This window comes from Roseibium sp. (genome assembly GCF_050301095.1).
Lineage (GTDB): Bacteria > Pseudomonadota > Alphaproteobacteria > Rhizobiales > Stappiaceae > Roseibium.
On record NZ_JBNKYW010000144.1, the window covers coordinates 1 to 19,513 of the forward strand.

16 protein-coding genes are annotated in these 19,513 nt (G+C 58.0%); 13 read left to right on the top strand and 3 right to left on the bottom strand.

Going from position 1 to position 19,513, the window contains the following annotated elements:
• From tsf to lpxB, 13 genes are all read left to right on the top strand, one after another.
• Positions 1–583, top strand: a 583-nt coding sequence (gene tsf, locus ACQY7U_RS13385; protein WP_428645209.1) for a translation elongation factor Ts, incomplete at its 5' end; no start/stop codon positions are given.
• Between the two features lie 68 nt (positions 584–651).
• Entirely contained in the window at positions 652–1,371 is a 720-nt protein-coding gene (pyrH, locus tag ACQY7U_RS13390; protein ID WP_428645211.1) for a UMP kinase, read from the top strand.
• Between the two features lie 112 nt (positions 1,372–1,483).
• Entirely contained in the window at positions 1,484–2,047 is a 564-nt protein-coding gene (gene frr / locus ACQY7U_RS13395) for a ribosome recycling factor (RefSeq protein WP_428645213.1), read from the top strand.
• Between the two features lie 33 nt (positions 2,048–2,080).
• A complete protein-coding gene (locus ACQY7U_RS13400; protein WP_428645215.1) occupies positions 2,081–2,848 on the top strand; it encodes an isoprenyl transferase in 768 nt (255 codons plus the stop codon).
• A 15-nt stretch (positions 2,849–2,863) separates the two neighbouring features.
• Positions 2,864–3,706: a phosphatidate cytidylyltransferase gene (locus ACQY7U_RS13405; RefSeq protein ID WP_428645216.1), complete on the top strand. Its 843-nt coding sequence runs from the start codon at positions 2,864–2,866 to the stop codon at positions 3,704–3,706.
• 31 nt (positions 3,707–3,737) lie between these two features.
• A complete protein-coding gene (locus ACQY7U_RS13410) occupies positions 3,738–4,943 on the top strand; it encodes a 1-deoxy-D-xylulose-5-phosphate reductoisomerase (protein ID WP_428645218.1) in 1,206 nt (401 codons plus the stop codon).
• A 173-nt stretch (positions 4,944–5,116) separates the two neighbouring features.
• A complete protein-coding gene (gene rseP / locus ACQY7U_RS13415; RefSeq protein ID WP_428645219.1) occupies positions 5,117–6,259 on the top strand; it encodes an RIP metalloprotease RseP in 1,143 nt (380 codons plus the stop codon).
• 164 nt (positions 6,260–6,423) lie between these two features.
• Positions 6,424–8,805 carry an outer membrane protein assembly factor BamA gene (bamA, locus tag ACQY7U_RS13420; protein WP_428645220.1) on the top strand — a complete coding sequence of 794 codons (2,382 nt, stop codon included), beginning with the start codon at positions 6,424–6,426 and terminating at the stop codon, positions 8,803–8,805.
• 79 nt (positions 8,806–8,884) lie between these two features.
• Positions 8,885–9,922, top strand: a complete 1,038-nt coding sequence (lpxD, locus tag ACQY7U_RS13425) for a UDP-3-O-(3-hydroxymyristoyl)glucosamine N-acyltransferase (protein ID WP_428645222.1) — start codon at positions 8,885–8,887, stop codon at positions 9,920–9,922.
• A gap of 50 nt (positions 9,923–9,972) precedes the next feature.
• Complete coding sequence (gene fabZ, locus ACQY7U_RS13430) at positions 9,973–10,437, top strand: 3-hydroxyacyl-ACP dehydratase FabZ (protein ID WP_428645224.1); 465 nt, start codon at positions 9,973–9,975, stop codon at positions 10,435–10,437.
• Positions 10,438–10,443: 6 nt separating this feature from the next.
• Positions 10,444–11,241, top strand: a complete 798-nt coding sequence (lpxA, locus tag ACQY7U_RS13435; RefSeq protein WP_428645226.1) for an acyl-ACP--UDP-N-acetylglucosamine O-acyltransferase — start codon at positions 10,444–10,446, stop codon at positions 11,239–11,241.
• Between the two features lie 4 nt (positions 11,242–11,245).
• Entirely contained in the window at positions 11,246–12,133 is an 888-nt protein-coding gene (locus ACQY7U_RS13440; protein ID WP_428645227.1) for an LpxI family protein, read from the top strand.
• On the top strand, positions 12,130–13,317 hold the full coding sequence (gene lpxB / locus ACQY7U_RS13445) for a lipid-A-disaccharide synthase (protein WP_428645228.1): 1,188 nt from the start codon (positions 12,130–12,132) through the stop codon (positions 13,315–13,317). The genes ACQY7U_RS13440 and lpxB overlap by 4 nt, the downstream gene beginning before the upstream one ends.
• Positions 13,318–13,564: 247 nt before the next feature.
• On the opposite strand, the gene ACQY7U_RS13450 is transcribed toward lpxB, so the two are convergent.
• From ACQY7U_RS13450 to gltX, 3 genes are all read right to left on the bottom strand, one after another.
• Positions 13,565–15,991, bottom strand: a complete 2,427-nt coding sequence (locus tag ACQY7U_RS13450; protein ID WP_428645230.1) for a methyl-accepting chemotaxis protein — start codon at positions 15,989–15,991, stop codon at positions 13,565–13,567.
• A gap of 377 nt (positions 15,992–16,368) precedes the next feature.
• Positions 16,369–17,661: a citrate synthase gene (gene gltA / locus ACQY7U_RS13455; RefSeq protein ID WP_428645232.1), complete on the bottom strand. Its 1,293-nt coding sequence runs from the start codon at positions 17,659–17,661 to the stop codon at positions 16,369–16,371.
• A gap of 238 nt (positions 17,662–17,899) precedes the next feature.
• Positions 17,900–19,324, bottom strand: coding sequence for a glutamate--tRNA ligase (gene gltX / locus ACQY7U_RS13460; protein ID WP_428645233.1), 1,425 nt, complete (start codon positions 19,322–19,324; stop codon positions 17,900–17,902).
• Between the last annotated feature and the right edge of the window lie 189 nt (positions 19,325–19,513).

Here is a 19,513-nt window from a genome sequence, read left to right on the forward strand (position 1 = left end):
CGATCTCGACGGCAAGCCTGTTTCCGATGCGATCACCGATGCGATTGCGACCATCGGCGAAAACATGACCCTGCGCCGCACGGCCGTTCTGTCGGTGAGCGAAGGTGTCGTGGCAAGCTACGTTCACGGCGCGGTCTCCGAAGGTCTCGGCAAGATCGGCGTTCTGGTGGCACTGGCATCTTCCGGCGACAAGGACAAGCTGAACGCCCTTGGCCGTCAGATCGCGATGCATGTTGCTGCGACCAGCCCGTTGGCGCTGAACACCGCTGAACTGGATCCGGCTGTTGTCGAGCGTGAGAAGGCTGTCTTCTCCGAACAGGCACGCGAATCCGGCAAGCCGGAAAACATCATTGAGAAAATGGTGGAAGGCCGTTTGCGCAAATTCTACGAGGAAGTTACCCTCGAGAAGCAGGCCTTCGTGATCAATCCGGACCAGACGGTTGAACAGGCCGTCGAGGCGCTGGCAAAAGAACTCGGCACCGAAGTCAAGCTTTCCGGTTTCGTCCGTTTCGCCCTGGGCGAGGGGATCGAAAAAGAGGAGCAAGACTTTGCCGCGGAGGTGGCGGCAGCCACCGGGCAGTAAGCTCAGGAAAAGCGCCGGCAAGTCCGGCGCTTTTTTTTTAGAAAGACAATTTTTAAAAGGGTGCACCCATGACGAATTCCTTGCGCTGGAAACGGATCCTTCTGAAACTTTCCGGTGAGGCCCTGATGGGCTCGCAGGCCTTCGGAATCGACCCGGCCATCGTGCAAAGGATCGCCAAGGAAATTGCCGACGCGGTGGCGCTCGGCGCTCAGGTCGGCGTTGTCGTCGGCGGTGGCAACATCTTTCGCGGCGTGGCTGTCGCCGCCAAGGGCGGCAATCGTGTGACGGGTGACCACATGGGCATGCTGGCCACCATCATGAACAGCCTGACCCTCGCCGACGCCCTCCGCCGCCTGAAAGTAAACGCACGTGTGCTCTCCGCGGTCGCGGTACCTTCAATCTGCGAAACCTTCTCGCAGCGCGTTGCTGACCGCTACATGGAAGATGGCGACGTCATCATCTTCGCCGGCGGTACGGGCAATCCCTTCTTCACCACAGACAGCGGAGCAGCCTTGCGCGCGGCCGAAATGAAATGCGATGCCTTCCTGAAAGGCACGCAGGTGGATGGCGTTTACTCCGAGGATCCCAAGATCAATCCTGATGCGGAGCGTTACGAGACGCTCGGCTATGAGGAGGTCATCACGCGCAATCTGAAGGTCATGGATACGACCGCCATTGCCCTGGCACGTGACAATTCCATACCGGTGATCGTATTTTCCATTCATTCGCCGGGAGCACTTGTCAGCGTGCTGCAGGAGACAGGCACCTACACAGTCGTGGGTGGCTGAAAGATTTAGATCTTTCCCCGGCACAAGCTCTTGTGTTTCGGCGCGTATATGCCATGTTGGCGCGCGCCAAGACTCTTTGTTTAGAGACGCAGAAAACTATAGTGAGGACAAAATGTCGGTAGAAGGTGTCGACCTCGACGATCTGAAGCGCCGTATGCAAGGGGCTCTTTCCGTTTTGAAGACGGAGTTCGCAGGCCTTCGGACCGGACGTGCGTCCGCTTCCATGATGGACCCGATATCCGTTGACGCTTACGGTCAGTCCATGCCGATCAACCAGGTTGCGACCGTGTCCGTTCCCGAGCCGCGGATGCTTGCGGTGCAGGTCTGGGACAAGAGCATGGTGGCCGCTGTCGAAAAGGCGATTCGCGAATCCAATCTGGGACTTAACCCGGTTGTCGATGGTCAGCTGCTTCGCCTGCCCATCCCGGAACTCAACCAGGAACGCCGTCAGGAACTGATCAAGGTCGCCCACAAATATGCAGAGCAGGCCAAGGTCGCGATCCGCCACGTGCGCCGGGACGGTATGGACGACGCAAAGAAGGCGGAAAAAGACGGCGAAATCTCCCAGGACGACAGCCGCGTTGCTTCAGACGAGGTGCAGAAGCTGACCGATCAGATGATCAGTGAAGTCGACAGCATGCTGGAAAAGAAAGAACAGGAAATCTCCCAGGTCTGACCAAGACCTGGATCCTGTGAGTTGGGGGAGCCCATGAGCGTCAGCCCGGACCGGAAGCCGGAAGTGACCGCTGCCGAAACAGGTAGCGGGAAACTGCCGCGCCATGTCGCCTTCATCATGGATGGCAACGGACGATGGGCGACGGCACGCAGTCTGCCGCGCACGGAAGGGCACCGCCAGGGCCTTGAGGCACTCCGCCGTACTATCCGGCATGCCGGGAAGGTCGGCATTGAAGTCGTCACCATTTACAGCTTTTCTTCCGAAAACTGGAGCCGGCCACCGGCGGAAGTGTCGTTCCTCATGGGGCTTCTCCGCCGCTTTGTTCAAAGAGACCTGAGCGAGCTTCATAAAGAAAATGTCCGCATCCGTATCATCGGTGGCCGGGACGATCTGGAGCGGGGGATTGCCGCGCTTCTGGAGGAGGCGGAAGAGCTGACGCAGCACAATACCGGGCTGAATCTCGTGGTTGCCTTCAACTACGGGGGGCGATCGGAAATTGTGCGGGCGGCGCAGTGTCTGTCCCGCAGGGTTCTGGCCGGTGAACTTACGCCCGAAGACGTCACCGAGGATGCCATTTCCGGTGCGCTGGATACGGCTGGCCTGCCTGACCCGGATCTTATCATCCGCACCAGCGGGGAAATGCGACTTTCCAATTTTCTTCTGTGGCAAGCCGCCTATTCGGAATTCTATTTCTGCGAAAAGCATTGGCCGGATTTCGACGAGGCTGCCTTTGATGAAGCGCTTAGCTGTTTTGGCAGCCGTCAGCGGCGCTACGGCGGCCTGAACGCCAAAGCGTTGTGAAGCCCGGCTCAGACCATGGCTGAAGCGCATCCCCCCAAAAAGAATCCGTCCAATCTCACACTGAGGGTGCTGTCCGCTGCCGTGCTCGGCCCGCTGGTTCTGTTCATCACCTATCTCGGCGGGTTGCCTTTCGCTCTCCTGATGCTGCCAACCACAATGCTGCTCCTATGGGAGTGGTTCTCGATTACCGGAACCCGGCACACATCCGCGTCCGCGCTGTCGGGGCAGGCGGCACTTGTGGTGCTGGCGGTCCTCGACTTTATCGGCTACCGCGACGTCGGCCTGGGGGTGGTTCTCCTGGGAGCGGCCGCAACCTATGCCGCGGCCGGCTTCAGCAGGACCGGTCGTTGGGGGGCGGAAGGCGTCCTTTACAGCGGCTGTGCGCTTTACGCGTTTTTGTCCATCCGCAACGGGACCGGCGGATTGTTGTACACATTCTTTCTGCTGTTTGTCGTATGGGCTACCGATATCTTTGCCTATTTTGCCGGGCGGGCCATTGGCGGGCCGAAACTATGGCCCCGAGTCTCCCCGAAAAAGACCTGGTCGGGCGCAATTGGCGGACTGGTTCTGGCAACGGCTTTCGGCGTTGGCGTCGTCTACGTTGCCGGAGGACAGTCTCTCGGGTACTGGATGTTGCTGGCGATAGTCCTTTCCATCGTGTCCCAGGCTGGCGATTTGCTGGAATCCTCCATCAAGCGCCGCTTTGACGTCAAGGATTCCAGCCAGATCATTCCAGGGCATGGCGGCATCATGGACCGCGTTGACGGCCTTGTTGCCGCCGCCATATTCGCTGCCCTGATCGGCATTCTGTCCGGCGGAACACTGATGGATCCCATTGCCGGGTTCGGACTGGGATAGGGCGGGGCGCAATCAAAATGGAGTTTTGTCTATGGCGGCCGTAACCGCGTGGAAGGACGGCGCTGCGCCCATCCGTACTATCGTTCTTGGTGCAACAGGATCTATCGGACAGAGCCTTGCGGATATCATCGAACGCAATCCGGAACGCTTTGATGTTGTGGCACTGGTCGCCAACCGGAATGCCGTCGCGCTTGCGGACATGGCAAGGAGGCTGAAAGCCCGGACGGCCGTACTGGCGGACGAAACCCTTTATCATGAACTCGGGGAATTGCTGCTGGGGAGTGGAATATCCGTTTCCGCAGGCGAGGCTGCCGTACTTGAGGCGGTGGAACGCGAAGCCGACCTTGTCGTCGGTGCTATTGTGGGGGCTGCCGGACTTAAGCCGACCATGGCAGCTATCAAACCTGGTCGCCGTATTGCGCTGGCCAACAAGGAATGCCTCGTTTGTGCGGGCGACCTCTTCATGGCGAGGATCCGTGAGACGGGGGCGGAATTGCTGCCGGTCGACAGTGAACACAACGCCATTTTCCAGGTCTTCGAGACGGATAAGGCCGACCAGGTTGAAAAGATTCTGCTGACAGCTTCCGGGGGACCTTTCCGGACCTGGTCCAGGGAAGAGATGGCGAGCGTGACGCCGGACCAGGCGCTGAGGCATCCCAACTGGGACATGGGCGCAAGGATTACCATCGACAGCGCGACCCTGATGAACAAGGGGTTTGAAGTCATAGAAGCTTCACACCTGTTTCCGGTGACACATGCGCAACTTGGCGTTCTGGTTCATCCGCAGTCCGCAGTTCACGGTCTGGTTCAATACAAGGACGGGTCTTTGCTTGCCCAGCTTGGCAGTCCTGATATGCGCACGCCGATTGCCCATTGCCTGGCCTATCCGCGGCGCATGGAGGTTCCGGTTCAAAGACTGGATCTTGCAGCTCTTGGGACATTGACCTTCGAGGCTCCGGACCTGAACCGGTTTCCGGCCCTTGGTCTGGCTCTGGAGGCAATGAAGGCCGGCGGAGGTGCGCCGGCAGCATTGAATGCAGCCGATGAAATTGCCGTCGAAGCTTTCCTTTCCGGCACAATCGCATTTCCGGACATTCCCGCCGCCATCGAAGCTGTTCTGGAAAGGCTTGACGCGGAAGCGGGGCTTTCGGCTTCCCTGAAGGTTGAGGATGTCCTCGCGCTGGATCTGGAAGCGCGAAAACGGACGCAGGAATGGATCAACGCCAGGCGGCATTAAAGCTTTCAGGGAAGCGGTCGCCATCGGGCGCGAAAGGCGGAAAAAAAGGAACCGGCACCTTCACGGTTTTTTTCTTCCGTTGAAAAATTAACCCTTACCATTAACGCGCCGTAATTATCATATTAGTACGGTGCCAGGAAATTATCCTAACCATACAGGATCAGGCGCCTTTCATGGATATCTTCAACGACGCTTATTCCCTGGTTGTCGGCACGATTGTTCCGTTCATTTTCGTTCTGACAATTGTAGTGTTCTTCCACGAGCTTGGGCACTTTGCAGTTGCACGCTGGTGCAACATCAAGGTGGAGGCGTTCTCGGTGGGACTCGGCCGTGAACTGTTCGGTCGCACGGACAAGCAGGGAACGCGCTGGAAAGTCTGCCTTGTTCCTTTGGGCGGTTATGTGAAATTCGCGGGCGACAGCAACGCGGCCAGCATGCCGAACCATGAACGCATTGCACAGATGAGCGATGAAGAACGGAAAACGGCCTTTATCGCCAAACCGGTCTGGCAAAGAGCGGCCGTCGTTGCGGCGGGACCGATCGCCAATTTTATTCTGGCCATCGTCATCTTTGCCGCCATGTTCGTCTTTCTCGGAAAACAAGGGCTTATGCCGGTTGTCGAGGAAGTCTTGCCGGGCCGTGCGGCCGAACGAGGCGGCATTCAGGCGGGTGATGTCGTCTTGGAAATCGATGGACATCGCATCCAGACATTCGGGGAATTGCGCCAGATTGTCCTCATGAACCCGAACACGCCGCTGGTGTTCGAGGTGGACCGGGATGGCAAACCGGTTTCCCTGACCGTGACACCGGATGCGCGTGAAAAGGAAGTGTTCCTGGGCGAGAGACAAATCGCGGGCGATATCGGTCTTCGTGGTTCGAACGATCCGAAGAACCTGGTCAACATCAAGTTCGGACCGGGAGAAGCTGTTGCAGAGGGCGTCAGGGAAACCTACCGGATCATCGACGGAACGGTCAGCTATCTATGGGGCATCATCACACAACGGCAGTCAGCGGACCAGCTCGGCGGACCTATCCGGGTGGCGCAGATCTCCGGTCAGGTTGCCGATCACGGATTGTTGCCCCTGATATCGCTTGCGGCCATTCTTTCCGTGAGCATCGGTCTGATCAATCTGGCACCGATTCCCATTCTTGACGGCGGTCATCTTGTCTTTTTTGCGCTCGAAGCGTTGCGCGGCAAGCCCCTGAGCGACCGTATTCAGGACGTCGGATTCCGGATCGGTCTGGGCTTGATACTTATGCTGATGGTATTCGTTACCTGGCAGGACATCATGCGATTGGTAACCACCGCTTCCTGAGAGCCGTGACATTGACGCAACGTCTTCTGACTAAATCGCTTTCAGCCACGAAGTGCGGTTGCGTTATCGGTAAAAACCTATAAAACGTTCGTCGGTTCCGAGAATCTGCGCGGGTGATTGCAGATTTCCGGCAGAGGTATTTGTAACAAAGGCATAGCGCAATAATGCAGCGATTGCAGAAACTTACACGGGCCGTTTTTCTTGCGGCAGCCGTTCTTTCCATCGGGGCTGTCCTGCCTCAGAGCTTTGGGCTCGCGTCTTTCGTGAGCGAAGCGCAGGCCGCCGTTGCCAGATCCATCACGGTCAATGGCAATACCCGGGTAGAGGACGAAACCGTCATCAGCTACATGACCATCGTTCCCGGACGCTCCTACACGGCGTTCGATGTCGATGAGTCGCTGAAGGCGCTCTATGCAACAGGGTTGTTTGCTACGGTTGATATCACCCCGCGTGGCAGCTCCATCGTTGTAACGGTCACCGAAAATCCGGTCATCAACCGGGTCTCCTTCGAGGGGAACCGGAAGATCAAGGATGACGCGCTGGAAACCGCCATCCGCTCTCAGCCTCGTTCCATGCTGTCGCGTGCGAAAGTGCAGGCCGACGTGCAGAATATTCTGGAAGCTTATCGGCGGTCCGGGCGGTATGGTGCATCCGTCGAGCCCAAGATCATCGATCGCGGTCAGAATCGCGTCGACCTCGTGTTCGAAGTCAACGAAGGTGCCAAGACCGGCGTGGAGCGCATCAGCTTCATTGGTAACAAGTCGTTCAGTGACGGTCGCCTGCGTGACGTTATCCGGACCCGTGAAAGCGGTTTTCTGAGCTGGTTGCGCAGCACGGACACGTATGATCCGGATCGCCTGGCTGCGGATGAAGAGTTGCTGCGCCAGTACTACAACAAGAAGGGCTATGCCGACTTCCGTGTTGTGTCCGTAAGCGCGGACCTCGACCGTGAGCAGAATATCTTCTACGTCACGTTTACGGTGGAAGAAGGCGAGAAATACGAAATCGGCGAAGTTGAAGTTGTTTCGACGATCGCGGATGTCGACCCTGAAGAGCTGCGTAAGCTGGTGCGGACCCGTACCGGTCAGACCTTCAACTCGCTGCGTATCGAGCAGTCGGTCGAGGACATCACGACGCGCGTTTCCGAAGACGGCTATGCCTTCGCACGTGTCCGTCCGCGCGGTGCTCGTGACTACGAAAACAACACGATTTCGCTGATCTACTACATCGAGGAAGGCCCCCGGGCTTACATCGAGCGTATCAACGTTATCGGTAACGACCGTACACGCGAATACGTCATTCGCCGCGAATTCGACATTGCCGAGGGCGACGCGTTCAACCGCGCGCTGATCGACAAGGCCGAGCGTCGGCTGCGGAACCTCGGTTTCTTCGAGAAGGTTTCCATCACGACCCAGCAGGGCAGCTCGCCCGACCGTGTCGTGGTCAATGTTCGCGTGGAAGAAAAGGCGACCGGTGAAATCTCCTTCGGTGTCGGCTACTCGACCGTGGATGGTGTCATCGGTGACGTCTCCCTGACGGAGAAGAACTTCCTTGGCCGCGGCCAGTTCGTGAAGATCGCCGTTGGTGGTGGTACCGACACCCAGTCCTACGAGTTCCGGTTTGTCGAACCGTTCTTCATGGGCCGCCGTGTGGCTCTCGACCTTGACGCCTACCGCAAGGTCGATGATGCAAACGACTACCGGTCGTTCGATCAGAAGAAGACGGGTGGCGGCTTCGGCTTCACGCTCCCGCTTCGCGAGGAAGAGCTGACGGTTCGCCTGTTCTACAATATCTTCCAGGAAGAGAACTCCGACCCGGACAACCAGTCGACGAACATCAACAACTGTAATACAGCCAATCTGTCCCTTGCGGTTTGCGACTCGCTCGGCACTTACCTGACCTCGCTTGTCGGTTATGAGTTCCGCTACAACACGCTTGACCGCAACTTGGATCCGTCCGATGGCTTCTATGCCTCCTTCGGTCAGGAATTCGCAGGTCTCGGTGGTGACAGCTACTACATCAAGACGGAAGTACAGGCTCGGGCCTACAAGGAAATCCTAGCTGACTACGGTCTGATCGGCAGCCTGGCGTTTCGTGGCGGCAACATCATGGCCATCGGTGACGAGCGCCTGCGAGTGTCCGAACAGTTCATGCTTGGCGGTAATCTGGTTCGTGGTTTCGAAAACCAGGGCATTGGCCCGCGCGACGCGACCACAGACGATGCTATTGGCGGCCGCTTCTACTTCGCCGCGACTGCGGAAACCCGGTTCCCGTTCCCGGTCATTCCGAAGGAATTCGGCCTGAGCGGTGCAGTGTTTGCCGATGCCGGTTCGCTCTGGGATGCGGATAGCGATCTTGTGAGCCTCGTGGAGAACAATGGTGGCCGCATCGACTCCGACGACTTCAACATTCGTGCTTCGGTCGGTGCGGGTATCCGCTGGAACTCTCCGTTCGGTCCGCTTCGTGCAGATTTCGCCTACCCGATCGTCAAGGATGACGCCGACAAGACCCAGATTTTCCGTCTGAGTGGCGGTACGCGCTTCTAAACCGCGGTCATATGGGATAGAAAACGGCCGCCGACCAGTTCGGCGGCCGTTTTTGTTGGCTTGCAACAAGGATAAGAGCATGTCCGAGCCAAAATTTTTCAAGATGCCCGCATCGGTTCGCCTGCAGGACATAGCCTCCTGGGCAGAGGCTGAAATCTACCGTGGCGATGGCTCAATTGAAGTAAGCGGAGTGGCTCCACTCGAAGATGCGGGGCAGGGCACGCTGGTATTCTTCGACAACACGGCTTATCTCGATCAGCTTCAGGAAACCACTGCAGCCGCCTGCCTTGTTGCAAGCCGCCACAAGGACAAGGTTCCCGAAGGGGTTGCGGTTCTGGTGTGTGCTGATGCCTATCGCTCGTGGGCGAAGGTGCTGGGCAAGCTCTTTCCGGAAGCATTGATACCGAAGGAGCCCGGACCTGCAGCGATCTCCGAAAGAGCCTCCGTCGATTCCGGAGCGTCTCTTGAGGAAAATGTGACCGTTGAGGCGGGCGTAGTGATCGGTGCCGACGCGGAGATTGGCGCGGGAACCGTCATTCGGGCCAATGCCGTGATCGGGCAGGGCGTGAAGATCGGACGAGATTGCGTGATAGGTCCGAATTGCACAGTGCAGCATTCCGTTCTCGGCAATAGGGTCTATTTCCATCCGGGTGTTTGCTGCGGTCAGGATGGATTTGGCTATGCCATGGGGCCTCAGGGACACCTGAAGGTGCCTCAGGTCGGCCGAGTGATCATCCAGGACGATGTCGAGGTCGGTGCCAACACGACCATCGACAGGGGTGCCAATCGCGACACGGTGATCGGTGAAGGTACGAAGATCGATAATCAGGTCCAGATAGGCCACAACGTCGTTGTCGGCAGGCATTGCGTCCTGGTGTCTCAGGTTGGCCTGTCCGGCAGTTGCACGCTGGAAGACTTCGTTGCGATTGGTGGTCAGACCGGTGTCAGGGGACATGTAACCATCGGCATGGGCTCACAGGTCGCCGCTGTCAGCGTGGTCAACGACGACCTGCCTGCAGGAGGGCGCTACGGCGGTACGCCTGCCAAACCAGTCAAACAGTGGTTCCGCGAGGTTGCTGCCTTGAGAAAGCTTGCAGAGCGCGGCGGCGGATCGTAAACGGGTAACAAACAAGAACTTTGCGGCGGTCAACCGTCAAGGGGCATTTCATGGAAGAAGCAGAAAACAAAACTCTTGCCAGCGCAGATATCATGAAGATCATGAAGCTTCTGCCGCACCGTTATCCTTTCCTGCTGATTGACAAGATCATCGAAATGGATGGGGACAATAGCTGCATCGGCATCAAAAACGTCACCATCAACGAACCGCACTTTACGGGACACTTTCCGGAGCGTCCTATTTTCCCGGGCGTGCTTCTCATTGAAGCAATGGCTCAAACAGCCGGAGCGCTTTGCGTTCATGCACGCGGAGCCGATGCGCCGCCGCAGCTTGTTTATTTCATGACGATCGACAAGGCCAAGTTCCGCAAGCCTGTCGAGCCCGGAGACCAGGTTCATTTTCACGTCAAGAAGATCAAACAGCGCTCCAATATCTGGAAGTTCGATGCCGTTGCCATGGTCAACGGTGCGAAAGTTGCGGAAGCCGAAGTCAGCGCCATGCTTGTGGATGCGTGAGGAAACATGACAGAAATTCATTCAACGGCCATAGTCGAAGACGGGGCCGTTATCGGCGATGGTGTCGTGATCGGACCGTACTCGATTGTGGGGCCGAATGTCACGCTCGCCGATGGAGTGATTCTGGAGGCCCATGTTGCCGTCGCCGGTCACACGAGCATTGGATCCGGCACACACATCTTTCCGTTCGCGAGCATCGGTCACAAGCCGCAGGATCTGAAATACGCGGGTGAAGTCACCTATCTCCAGATCGGCGCCAACAACCAGATCCGTGAACATGTCACGATGAACCCGGGTACGGTGGGTGGTGGCGGCCTGACCAAGGTCGGAGACAATTGCCTTTTCATGATGGGCTCTCACGTCGGGCACGACTGCCTTGTCGGAAACAATGCCATTCTGGCAAACAATGCCACCCTGGCAGGCCACGTCGAGTTGGACGATTTCGTCATTCTCGGAGGGCTCAGCGCTGTGCGTCAATGGTCGCGTATCGGTACCGGTGCGATTGTCGGCGGCATGACCGGCGTCGAATTCGATGTCATTCCCTTTGGTTCGGTGATCGGCGATCGGGCGAGACTTGCCGGCCTCAATCTGATCGGGTTGAAGCGCAAGGGCTTTCCCCGCGAGCAAATCCACGCCCTCCGAGCCGCTTACAGAGCCTTGTTCGAAAGCGATGAAGGCACGCTTCGCAGCCGCGCTGAGGCCGTAGCTGCGGACAGCGCAGACCAACCGCTCGTAAAGACGGTTACCGACTTTATCCTTGAAAAGGACGACCGGCGTTTTTGTACGCCGCGCAGTGAAGACTAGTTCCATGTCCGCAGGTTCTGACGACGGCATGTCGAGGCGCCTTGCCCTGATCGCGGGTAACGGCAGCTTGCCGTCGCAAATTGCCGAAGCGCTTGAAAAGTCAGGCCGGGATTTCCGTCTCGTTGCAATCAGGGGCGAGGCCGATGAGGAGACCCGGAGGCGCGCGAGCACCGAGCTTGGATGGGGAGAAATCGGCAGGCTCTACAGGTTCTTGAAACAGACCGGTTGCCAGGACGTTCTCCTGATAGGCGGTGTTTCAAAGCGTCCGGATTTCACTTCCATTCTTGGTGATTTCGGAACGCTGAAGCGTCTGCCGTCGATCATTCGCGCCTTGGCCGGCGGGGACGACAGTCTGCTGACCAAGGTTATCCGCCTGTTCGAAGTCGAGGGGTATCGCGTTGTGGGGATTAAGGACGTGGCGCCGCAACTGCTGGCAGCGAGTGGGGTCATGGGCCGGGTGCAGCCCAACAAGTGGGACTGGCGGGACGTTGAACTGGCCCTGACGGCAACCCGGAAGCTTGGCGAACTGGATATTGGTCAGGCCGCGATTGCAGTCGGCGGCCGTGTTGTGGCTCTTGAAGGCGCCGAAGGCACGGATGCCATGCTGGAAAGATGCGCCGAACTGAAACGCACCGGGCGAGTGAGGGCGAAGGGCAAGGCTGGCGTTCTGGTAAAGAGCGCCAAGCCAAATCAGGATCTTCGAGTCGATCTTCCCACTGTCGGTCCGAAGACGATTGAACTCGCACAGTCAGCCGGCCTCGCAGGTATCGCGGTGGAGGCGCATGGTGCTCTCATCGCAGAGCGTGAAGAGACGCTTCGCACTGCGGATGCTGCCGGCCTGTTCCTCATCGGCATCAATCCGCTGGATGCGGCAAGAGCAACCGACGAATGACCAGGGACGCGCCCACTGTCTGTCTTGTCGCCGGCGAGGAATCGGGTGACCAGCTCGGCTCCGAGCTGATGAAGGCACTCACCGCGAAAATGGGCGAGGGTGTCCGCTATTGCGGCGTTGGCGGTGAGCGCATGACAGGGCTTGGCCTCACCAGCTTCTTTGATATGTCGGATGTGTCCGTCATGGGTTTGTCCGCGGTGCTTGCCCGGCTACCGCTGATCGTCAGACGGGTCTATCAAACGGTCGATGCGGTGATCGCTGCCAAGCCGGACGTTCTCGTGATTATCGACAGTCCGGATTTCACACACAGCGTTGCCAAACGCGTTCGCAGGCGGGCGCCGGACATCCCAATTGTCGGATATGTTTCGCCTTCTGTCTGGGCCTGGCGGCCGGGCCGGGCTAGGAAGATGAGCCATTATGTGGACGAGCTGCTTGCGCTGCTGCCCTTTGAGCCGGGTGTTCACAGGAAGCTTGGCGGTCCGCGAACCCACTATGTCGGCCATCCCTTGAGCGAGAAAGCCGCTGCGCTTCGTCCGGCAGAAGGCGAGCGCACATCCTTGACCGAGGACAGAAAGGTGCTCCTGGTACTGCCGGGCAGCCGGCGCAGCGAGATCGACAGGCTGCTGGACGTCTTTGGTGAAACCGTTGCCAGGGTCGTACAGGACCTGCCTGATACGGAGGTCGTCTTGCCTGCTGTTGCACACCTGGAGGCCCGTATCCGGGAAGGCGTGTCCCGCTGGCAGGTTAAACCGAAAATCGTCACCGGCCTGGAAGCCAAACAGGCGGCTTTCAGGCGGGCGCATGCCGCATTGGCCGCATCGGGAACAGTATCGCTGGAACTGGCACTTGCCGGAGTGCCCATGGTCGTAGCCTATAAGGTCGACTGGTTTTTCCGGCGCCTCAAGGATCTCAACCGCGTCCTCAAATTTGCAAGCGTCGAGTCATTTGTATTGCCGAATATCATTCTCGGCACCCGGGCCATTCCGGAATATCTGGATGAGGAAGTGCAACCGGACGCCCTCGCGAAACAATTGAAAAAACTGCTGACGGAAAGTCCGGAGCGGAAACGGCAAGTGGATGAGCTTGCAAGGCTGGACGATGCGATGCGTCTGCCGGATGGCTACAGCCAGAGCTCAGCCGCAGCGGATGTTGTATTGAACGCCATCTCTGCAAGGCCCCGCTAGGAAGCCTGGTCGGACGAGCGCGCAGCCGTCCGACTGCATTCCGAACCACTTACAAGGGATCATAAGCGGAAGCTGCAATGCCAGCCGCGGTCGGAGACCCAGCCTTCGGTGCGGCCGGTGGGGCGGGGAGGCGTTCATGCAATCAGTGAACGGGACATAATGCACTCGAAAAAACGCCCCCGGATTACTGGTATCCGGGGGCGTCCAAAGTCAAATCCTGGTGGATTTTCGGGACGTGTCCGAAGCGCTATGCGTTGGCGACATTGTCAAGGAAGTGGCCGACTTCCTGATTCAGCATGTCGGTTTTCTGTGACAGTTCGCTCGAGGCACCCAGAACCAGATTTGCATTCTGGCTGGTTTGTGCGACGGCTTGGGAAAGGTCGGACATGTTGGTCTTGACGGAACCCGTACCTTCCGCAGCCCGCTGGACGTTGACCGAGATTTCGTTCGTGGCTGCCCCTTGCTGTTCCACCGCTGCCGCTATGGTCGAGGTGTATTCATTCACCTCTTCCATGGTTTGCGTGATTTCCTCGATGGCGGTCACCGCATCCTTTGTGGCGTCCTGAATTTCGGAAATCTGCGAACTGATTTCTTCCGTTGCCTTTGAAGTCTGCGTTGCCAGTTCCTTTACTTCGGCGGCGACAACCGCGAAGCCCTTGCCGGCTTCACCGGCCCGGGCCGCCTCTATCGTCGCGTTGAGTGCAAGCAGGTTGGTCTGTTCGGCAATCGCCTGGATCAGGCTTACAACTTCACCGATTTTGGTCGCCGCACTCGAGAGACTCTGGACCTTTTCGTTGGTCACCTGTGTTCCCTGGGTCGCCTTGTTGACCACTTGTGTGGTCTGATTGACCTGCCGGGAAATTTCCGCGATGGAGGCTGCCAGCTCTTCAGCGGCGCTGGCAACAGTCTGCACGTTCTGCGTCGCTTCGTCGGTGATGCCATAAGTGCTGTCGGCAAGGCTGGAGTTCTGGCTGGCAATCGCGCTCAGGTCCTGCGCCGTGCCGTCCAGTGTTTGAGCTGTCTCTCCGACAGAACCAAGGACCTCGGTCGCCTTTTCCCGGAAGCCGGCAATCAATTGCTCGATCCGTACCTGACGTTCCTCGCGCAGTTTCTGTTCCTGCTCGGTCTCCATCTGCAGGCGGAGCCTTTCAACGGCATTGTTCCGGAAGACCTGCATCGTGCGGCTCATGTCGCCGATTTCGTCGCCGCGCTCCACGTCATCGATCATGACATCGGTATTGCCGTCAGCCAGTTGCGACATGGCGTCGGTCGTGCGGCGCAACGGACGGGTCACGATATAATTCAAAGCGACCGCCAGGCCGATACCGGCAAGAACGGCAGCCAGAAGGGCGATGCTGATAACGCTCAATGCGCTGGTGCTGGAAGCTTGAGCCGCAGCGCTCTGATCGGATGAGATTGTTGAGATCTGCGCCTGGACCGTTTGCGACAGATCTTTCATGGTTTCGATCTGGGACGCCAGCTGAAACTGGTTGGAGGCCAGCTCGGAGAAACTGGTCGCGAAGGTGTCCACCGATGTCTTGACTGCCGGTAGTAGATCAGCGATCGCCGGGAAGTCCTTGGCGTTCGATGCAAGGCGCTTGGCAAGCTTGTTCAGGCCCTCGATGCCTGTCGTGACACCCTGCTGTGTATTTTCATTGGGCGTGAGCATGAAGTAGAACGCGGCCGCTTTTACGGCGTTTGCGTCTGCTTCCAGCTGCATCACCGTGTCGGCGACACTGTCAACGACATAGAAGCGCTGGTTGATTTCATCGGCTTGGGCATAAACACGGTCAATGGCTTCGTTGGCCTGGGTACGGATCTTCTTCGAACTTGCAACAAGTTCTTCGAAACCGGCCTTGGTCGAATCCGTCAGGTCGAAGATTGCGATGTAGTCCTTGGTTTTGGAGAGTTCGTCCAGGGTCTTTTCGACTTCCTTGGATTTTGCTGCAAGTTTCTGGAATGCGGCAGGATCGACCCCGTCGAAACTGTTTGCGGCCATTTGTTTGGCGGTGGTGACCAATGCCGCCGTGCGATCCTTGATGTCTGCAATCTGCTTGGCATTGTTGGCCGCTGCATTAAAAAGATTCTGAAGGGTGAGGACCTCTTCCTGGAAACCGGCAGCGGCCTGGCCGACCTTGTTGGCCAACACAAGGATCTTTCGGGCGTTGCTGTCATCCATGCTGACGCCGTCTCGCGCCATCAGGGCCTTTCCGAGGATCTTGGACGAAACATCCTCCAGGCTCCGGACGGTTTCTTCAAGCTGCGACTGTTTTACGTTCTGCTTCTGGGTCAGGTCTACGACCTTTTCAAATGCGTCCCGGAACTTCGTCACTGCGGTTGCCGCCTCGGCAACGGGAATTTGAGCCTGGGGCTCGCGCTTGAGCTGGTCTTCAAGGGTCGCAAGTTCGTTGCTCAAACCGTCAATGTCCAGGAGCGCTGCGTCGGCCGCCTGGAGATCCTGCGACGACAGGAAACTTTCTCGCTTGCTGGCTAGGTTCTGCAACTGGGCGATCGTGGAAGTAGACTGCTTCGCGACCTCCATTTTTTCAGACAGTGTCATCACGCTGTAGGCGCCAACACCGCCGACAATTCCGGTCAGAGCGACCACTGCAGCAAAGCTGCCGCCGACCTTCACGCCGAACTTAAGGTCTGAAGCAAGTTTCAGGAGATTCATTTTTACCCCACAAGATTATTAGCTGTGCCCTCAGCTGCTTGTTGATCGTCAGGGTAGGTAGAGAATCCTTATATTTGCATAACAAGAATTAAATTCAGTTCTTTTAAGGAAATACTTTTCTTTAGGTCGCACTTAATAGTCGGGAAGCTTGCGTCATTTGTATTTCAGTCTCCTGTTTAAAATTTTGTCGCGCCGTCGATATTTTGAAAATTCCTATTCCGGTATTCGCCCTGTTGATCTTTGTTTTATTCTTTGGATTGAAATTCTCATGGTAAGTTTGTTGCGGAATATTTCTTGTCTTCCCTTGGGGCTGAAATGGAAAAAGCTCCCGGTGGTCCGGGAGCTTTCTTGTTTTGGGAAGCTTGATACAGTTCTGTTCAGCGGCGCTGGTCGATCGGCACGTAGTCGCGTTGGGGCGCGCCGGTGTAAAGCTGGCGCGGGCGGCCGATGCGCTGGGACGGATCTTCCACCATTTCCTTCCACTGCGCGATCCAGCCAACGGTCCGGGCCAGAGCAAACAGAACCGTGAACATTGTGGTCGGGAAGCCGAGGGCGCGAAGGGTGATGCCGGAATAGAAATCGATGTTCGGATAGAGCTTCTTCTCGACGAAATATTCGTCGTTGAGCGCAATCTTTTCCAACTCCATAGCAACATCGAGCAGCGGGTCGTCCTTGATGCCGAGCTCACCCAGCACTTCGTGCGTGGTTTTCTGCATGATGCGTGCACGCGGGTCGTAGTTCTTGTAGACGCGGTGACCGAAGCCCATCAGGCGGAACGGGTCGTTCTTGTCCTTCGCACGTGCGATATATTCCGGAATGCGGTCAACGGAACCGATCTCGGAAAGCATGTTGAGAGCAGCTTCGTTAGCGCCGCCGTGGGCAGGGCCCCAGAGACACGCAATACCGGCAGCAATGCACGCGAACGGGTTGGCGCCCGAAGAGCCTGCGAGACGAACCGTCGATGTGGACGCGTTCTGTTCGTGATCAGCGTGCAGAATGAAGATCCTGTCCATGGCACGGGCGAGAACCGGGTTCACCTTGTAATCCTCACAAGGCACAGCAAAGCACATGTGCAGGAAGTTGGCTGCATAGCCCAGATCGTTGCGCGGGTAAACGAACGGCTGTCCGACATGGTACTTGTAGGCCATTGCCGCAATTGTCGGCATCTTGGCGATCATGCGCAGGGAGGCGACCATGCGCTGGTGCGGATCGGTTATGTCGGTGGAGTCGTGGTAGAAAGAGGACAGGGCGCCGACGGTACCCACCATGACCGCCATCGGGTGGGCGTCGCGGCGAAAACCGGAGAAGAAGCGGTTCATCTGTTCATGGATCATCGTGTGATAGGTCACGCGATGCACGAAGTCGTCCTTCTGCGCCTTGGTCGGCAGTTCTCCATAGAGGAGAAGGTAGCAGGACTCCAGGAAGTCGCCGTGATCGGCGAGTTGTTCGATCGGATATCCACGGTAAAGCAGCGTGCCTTCGTCGCCGTCGATGTAGGTGATCTTGGATTCGCAGGAGGCGGTCGAGGTGAAGCCAGGGTCGTAAGTGAACATGCCGGTGTCCTTGTACAAGGACGAGATGTTCACAACGGACGGTCCGATGGATCCGTCAAGAACGTCGAAATTATGCTCGTTGCCTGCGACGTTGAGCTTGGCGTTGTTGTCGGCCATACAGAAACCCCTTCACGTTAATCTGGTGTGCCGCACCAAACGCCTGCCTCCCTGAGATCGGTTCCCGGAAGCCGGTTGCAAACGGCACTGGAGAAATTTTCGCGTCTTGCGTAGCCCATTTACCGCACTGCCGCAAGCTGGCCAATATAACGCTTTGGTCATAGGCCGGCTTCGCCGGTCGGCGGAAGCCTGGCACCATGTGTTATCAGCCGGCGGCGGCCGCCGCCAGCTGCCTGTTTCAGGATGCCTGGTCCTGGATCCGCGCGAGAGATTCGTCGCGTCCTAGAGCGACCAGAACGTCATAGATACCGGGCGAGGTGCCCCGGCCCGTAAGGGCTGCGCGAAGAGGTTGAGCGACCTTGCCAAGCTTCAGTTCTTTTTCTTCCGCATAGGCTTTGACAGCCGTTTCAAGCGGCTCTTCCGACCAATCGGTTGCCGCCGAAAGTACCCCGTGCAGATCCTTCAGGAAAGTCTTGGCCTCGTCGGTCAGGATCTTCAGCGCCTTCTCGTCAAGGTCGAGCGGCCGCTGGCGCCAGAGATAGGAGGCGCTTTCTGTCAGCTCCACCAGCGTTTTGGCGCGCTCCTTGAGGCCTGGAAGGGCTTTCAGGGCAACTTCGCTGTTCTGACCCTGTGCCATCCAATCCAGTACGGCACCTCCGTTGGCGGCATGCGAGAGGTAAACCTTCCAGTGTTCCAGAAGCTCGGCATCGTCTGTGGCACGCATGTAGTGGCCATTGAGGTTCTCAAGCTTCTTAAAGTCGAACCGGGCAGCCGACTGTCCGACAGCGTCCATTCCGAACCACTTGATCATGTCGTCGAGAGACATGATTTCCTCGTCGCCGTGGCTCCAGCCGAGGCGCGCCAGATAGTTGCGCATGGCTTGCGGCAGATAGCCCATTTCCCGGTAGGCTTCGGCACCGGTGGCTCCATGGCGCTTGGACAGCTTGGCTCCGTCCGGTCCGTGAATGAGCGGAATATGTGCCATCGCCGGAATGTCCCAGCCGAGAGCCTTGAAGATAAGGGTCTGCCGGGCGGCGTTGGTCAGGTGATCCACGCCGCGAATGATGTGCGTCACGCCCATATCGTGGTCGTCGACAACCACGGCCAGCATGTAGGTGGGCGTGCCATCGGAACGAAGCAGGATGAAATCGTCGAGATCCTTGTTCGGGATCACGACGCGGCCCTGGACCATGTCGTCGACAACCGTTTCACCCTCCTGGGGCGCCTTGAGACGCACGACGGGAGCCACGCCCTCCGGCGCTTCTGAGGGGGCGCGGTCGCGCCAGGTGCCGTCGTACCGCGGCGGGCGGCCTTCCGCGCGGGCCTTCTCGCGCATGGCGTCGACCTCTTCAGGAGAGCAGTAGCATCGGTACGCCGTACCGTTTGCCAGCATCTGCTCCACGGCTTCCCTGTGCCTTTCGACACGGGAAAACTGGGAAATAGGATCACCGTCCCAGTCGAGCCCGAGCCAGGACAGGCCGTCCAGCAGGGCGTCGACGGCTTCCTGGGTCGAGCGGGCCCGGTCGGTGTCCTCGATGCGTAGCAGCATCTTGCCGCCGTGATGTTTTGCAAACAGCCAGTTGAAGAGCGCTGTGCGGGCTCCGCCGATATGCAGAAAGCCGGTCGGAGAGGGGGCAAAGCGCGTGACGATGTCTTGTGCCATGGTGCTTTTTGAAAGTCTCTGTCAGAATGGCGGCGCGGAAAACGCCGGCTCGGTGGCGCGGTCTTAGCACAGGCTTTGCAAAGGCTAAATAGCCGGTCCCGTCGTTTCTGTTGCATGTCGGGAGGAGGGATGGTGGCATCCGGCTCGTATCCTCAGGCAGACGATGACAACCGCTCGCACGCGGCCGCC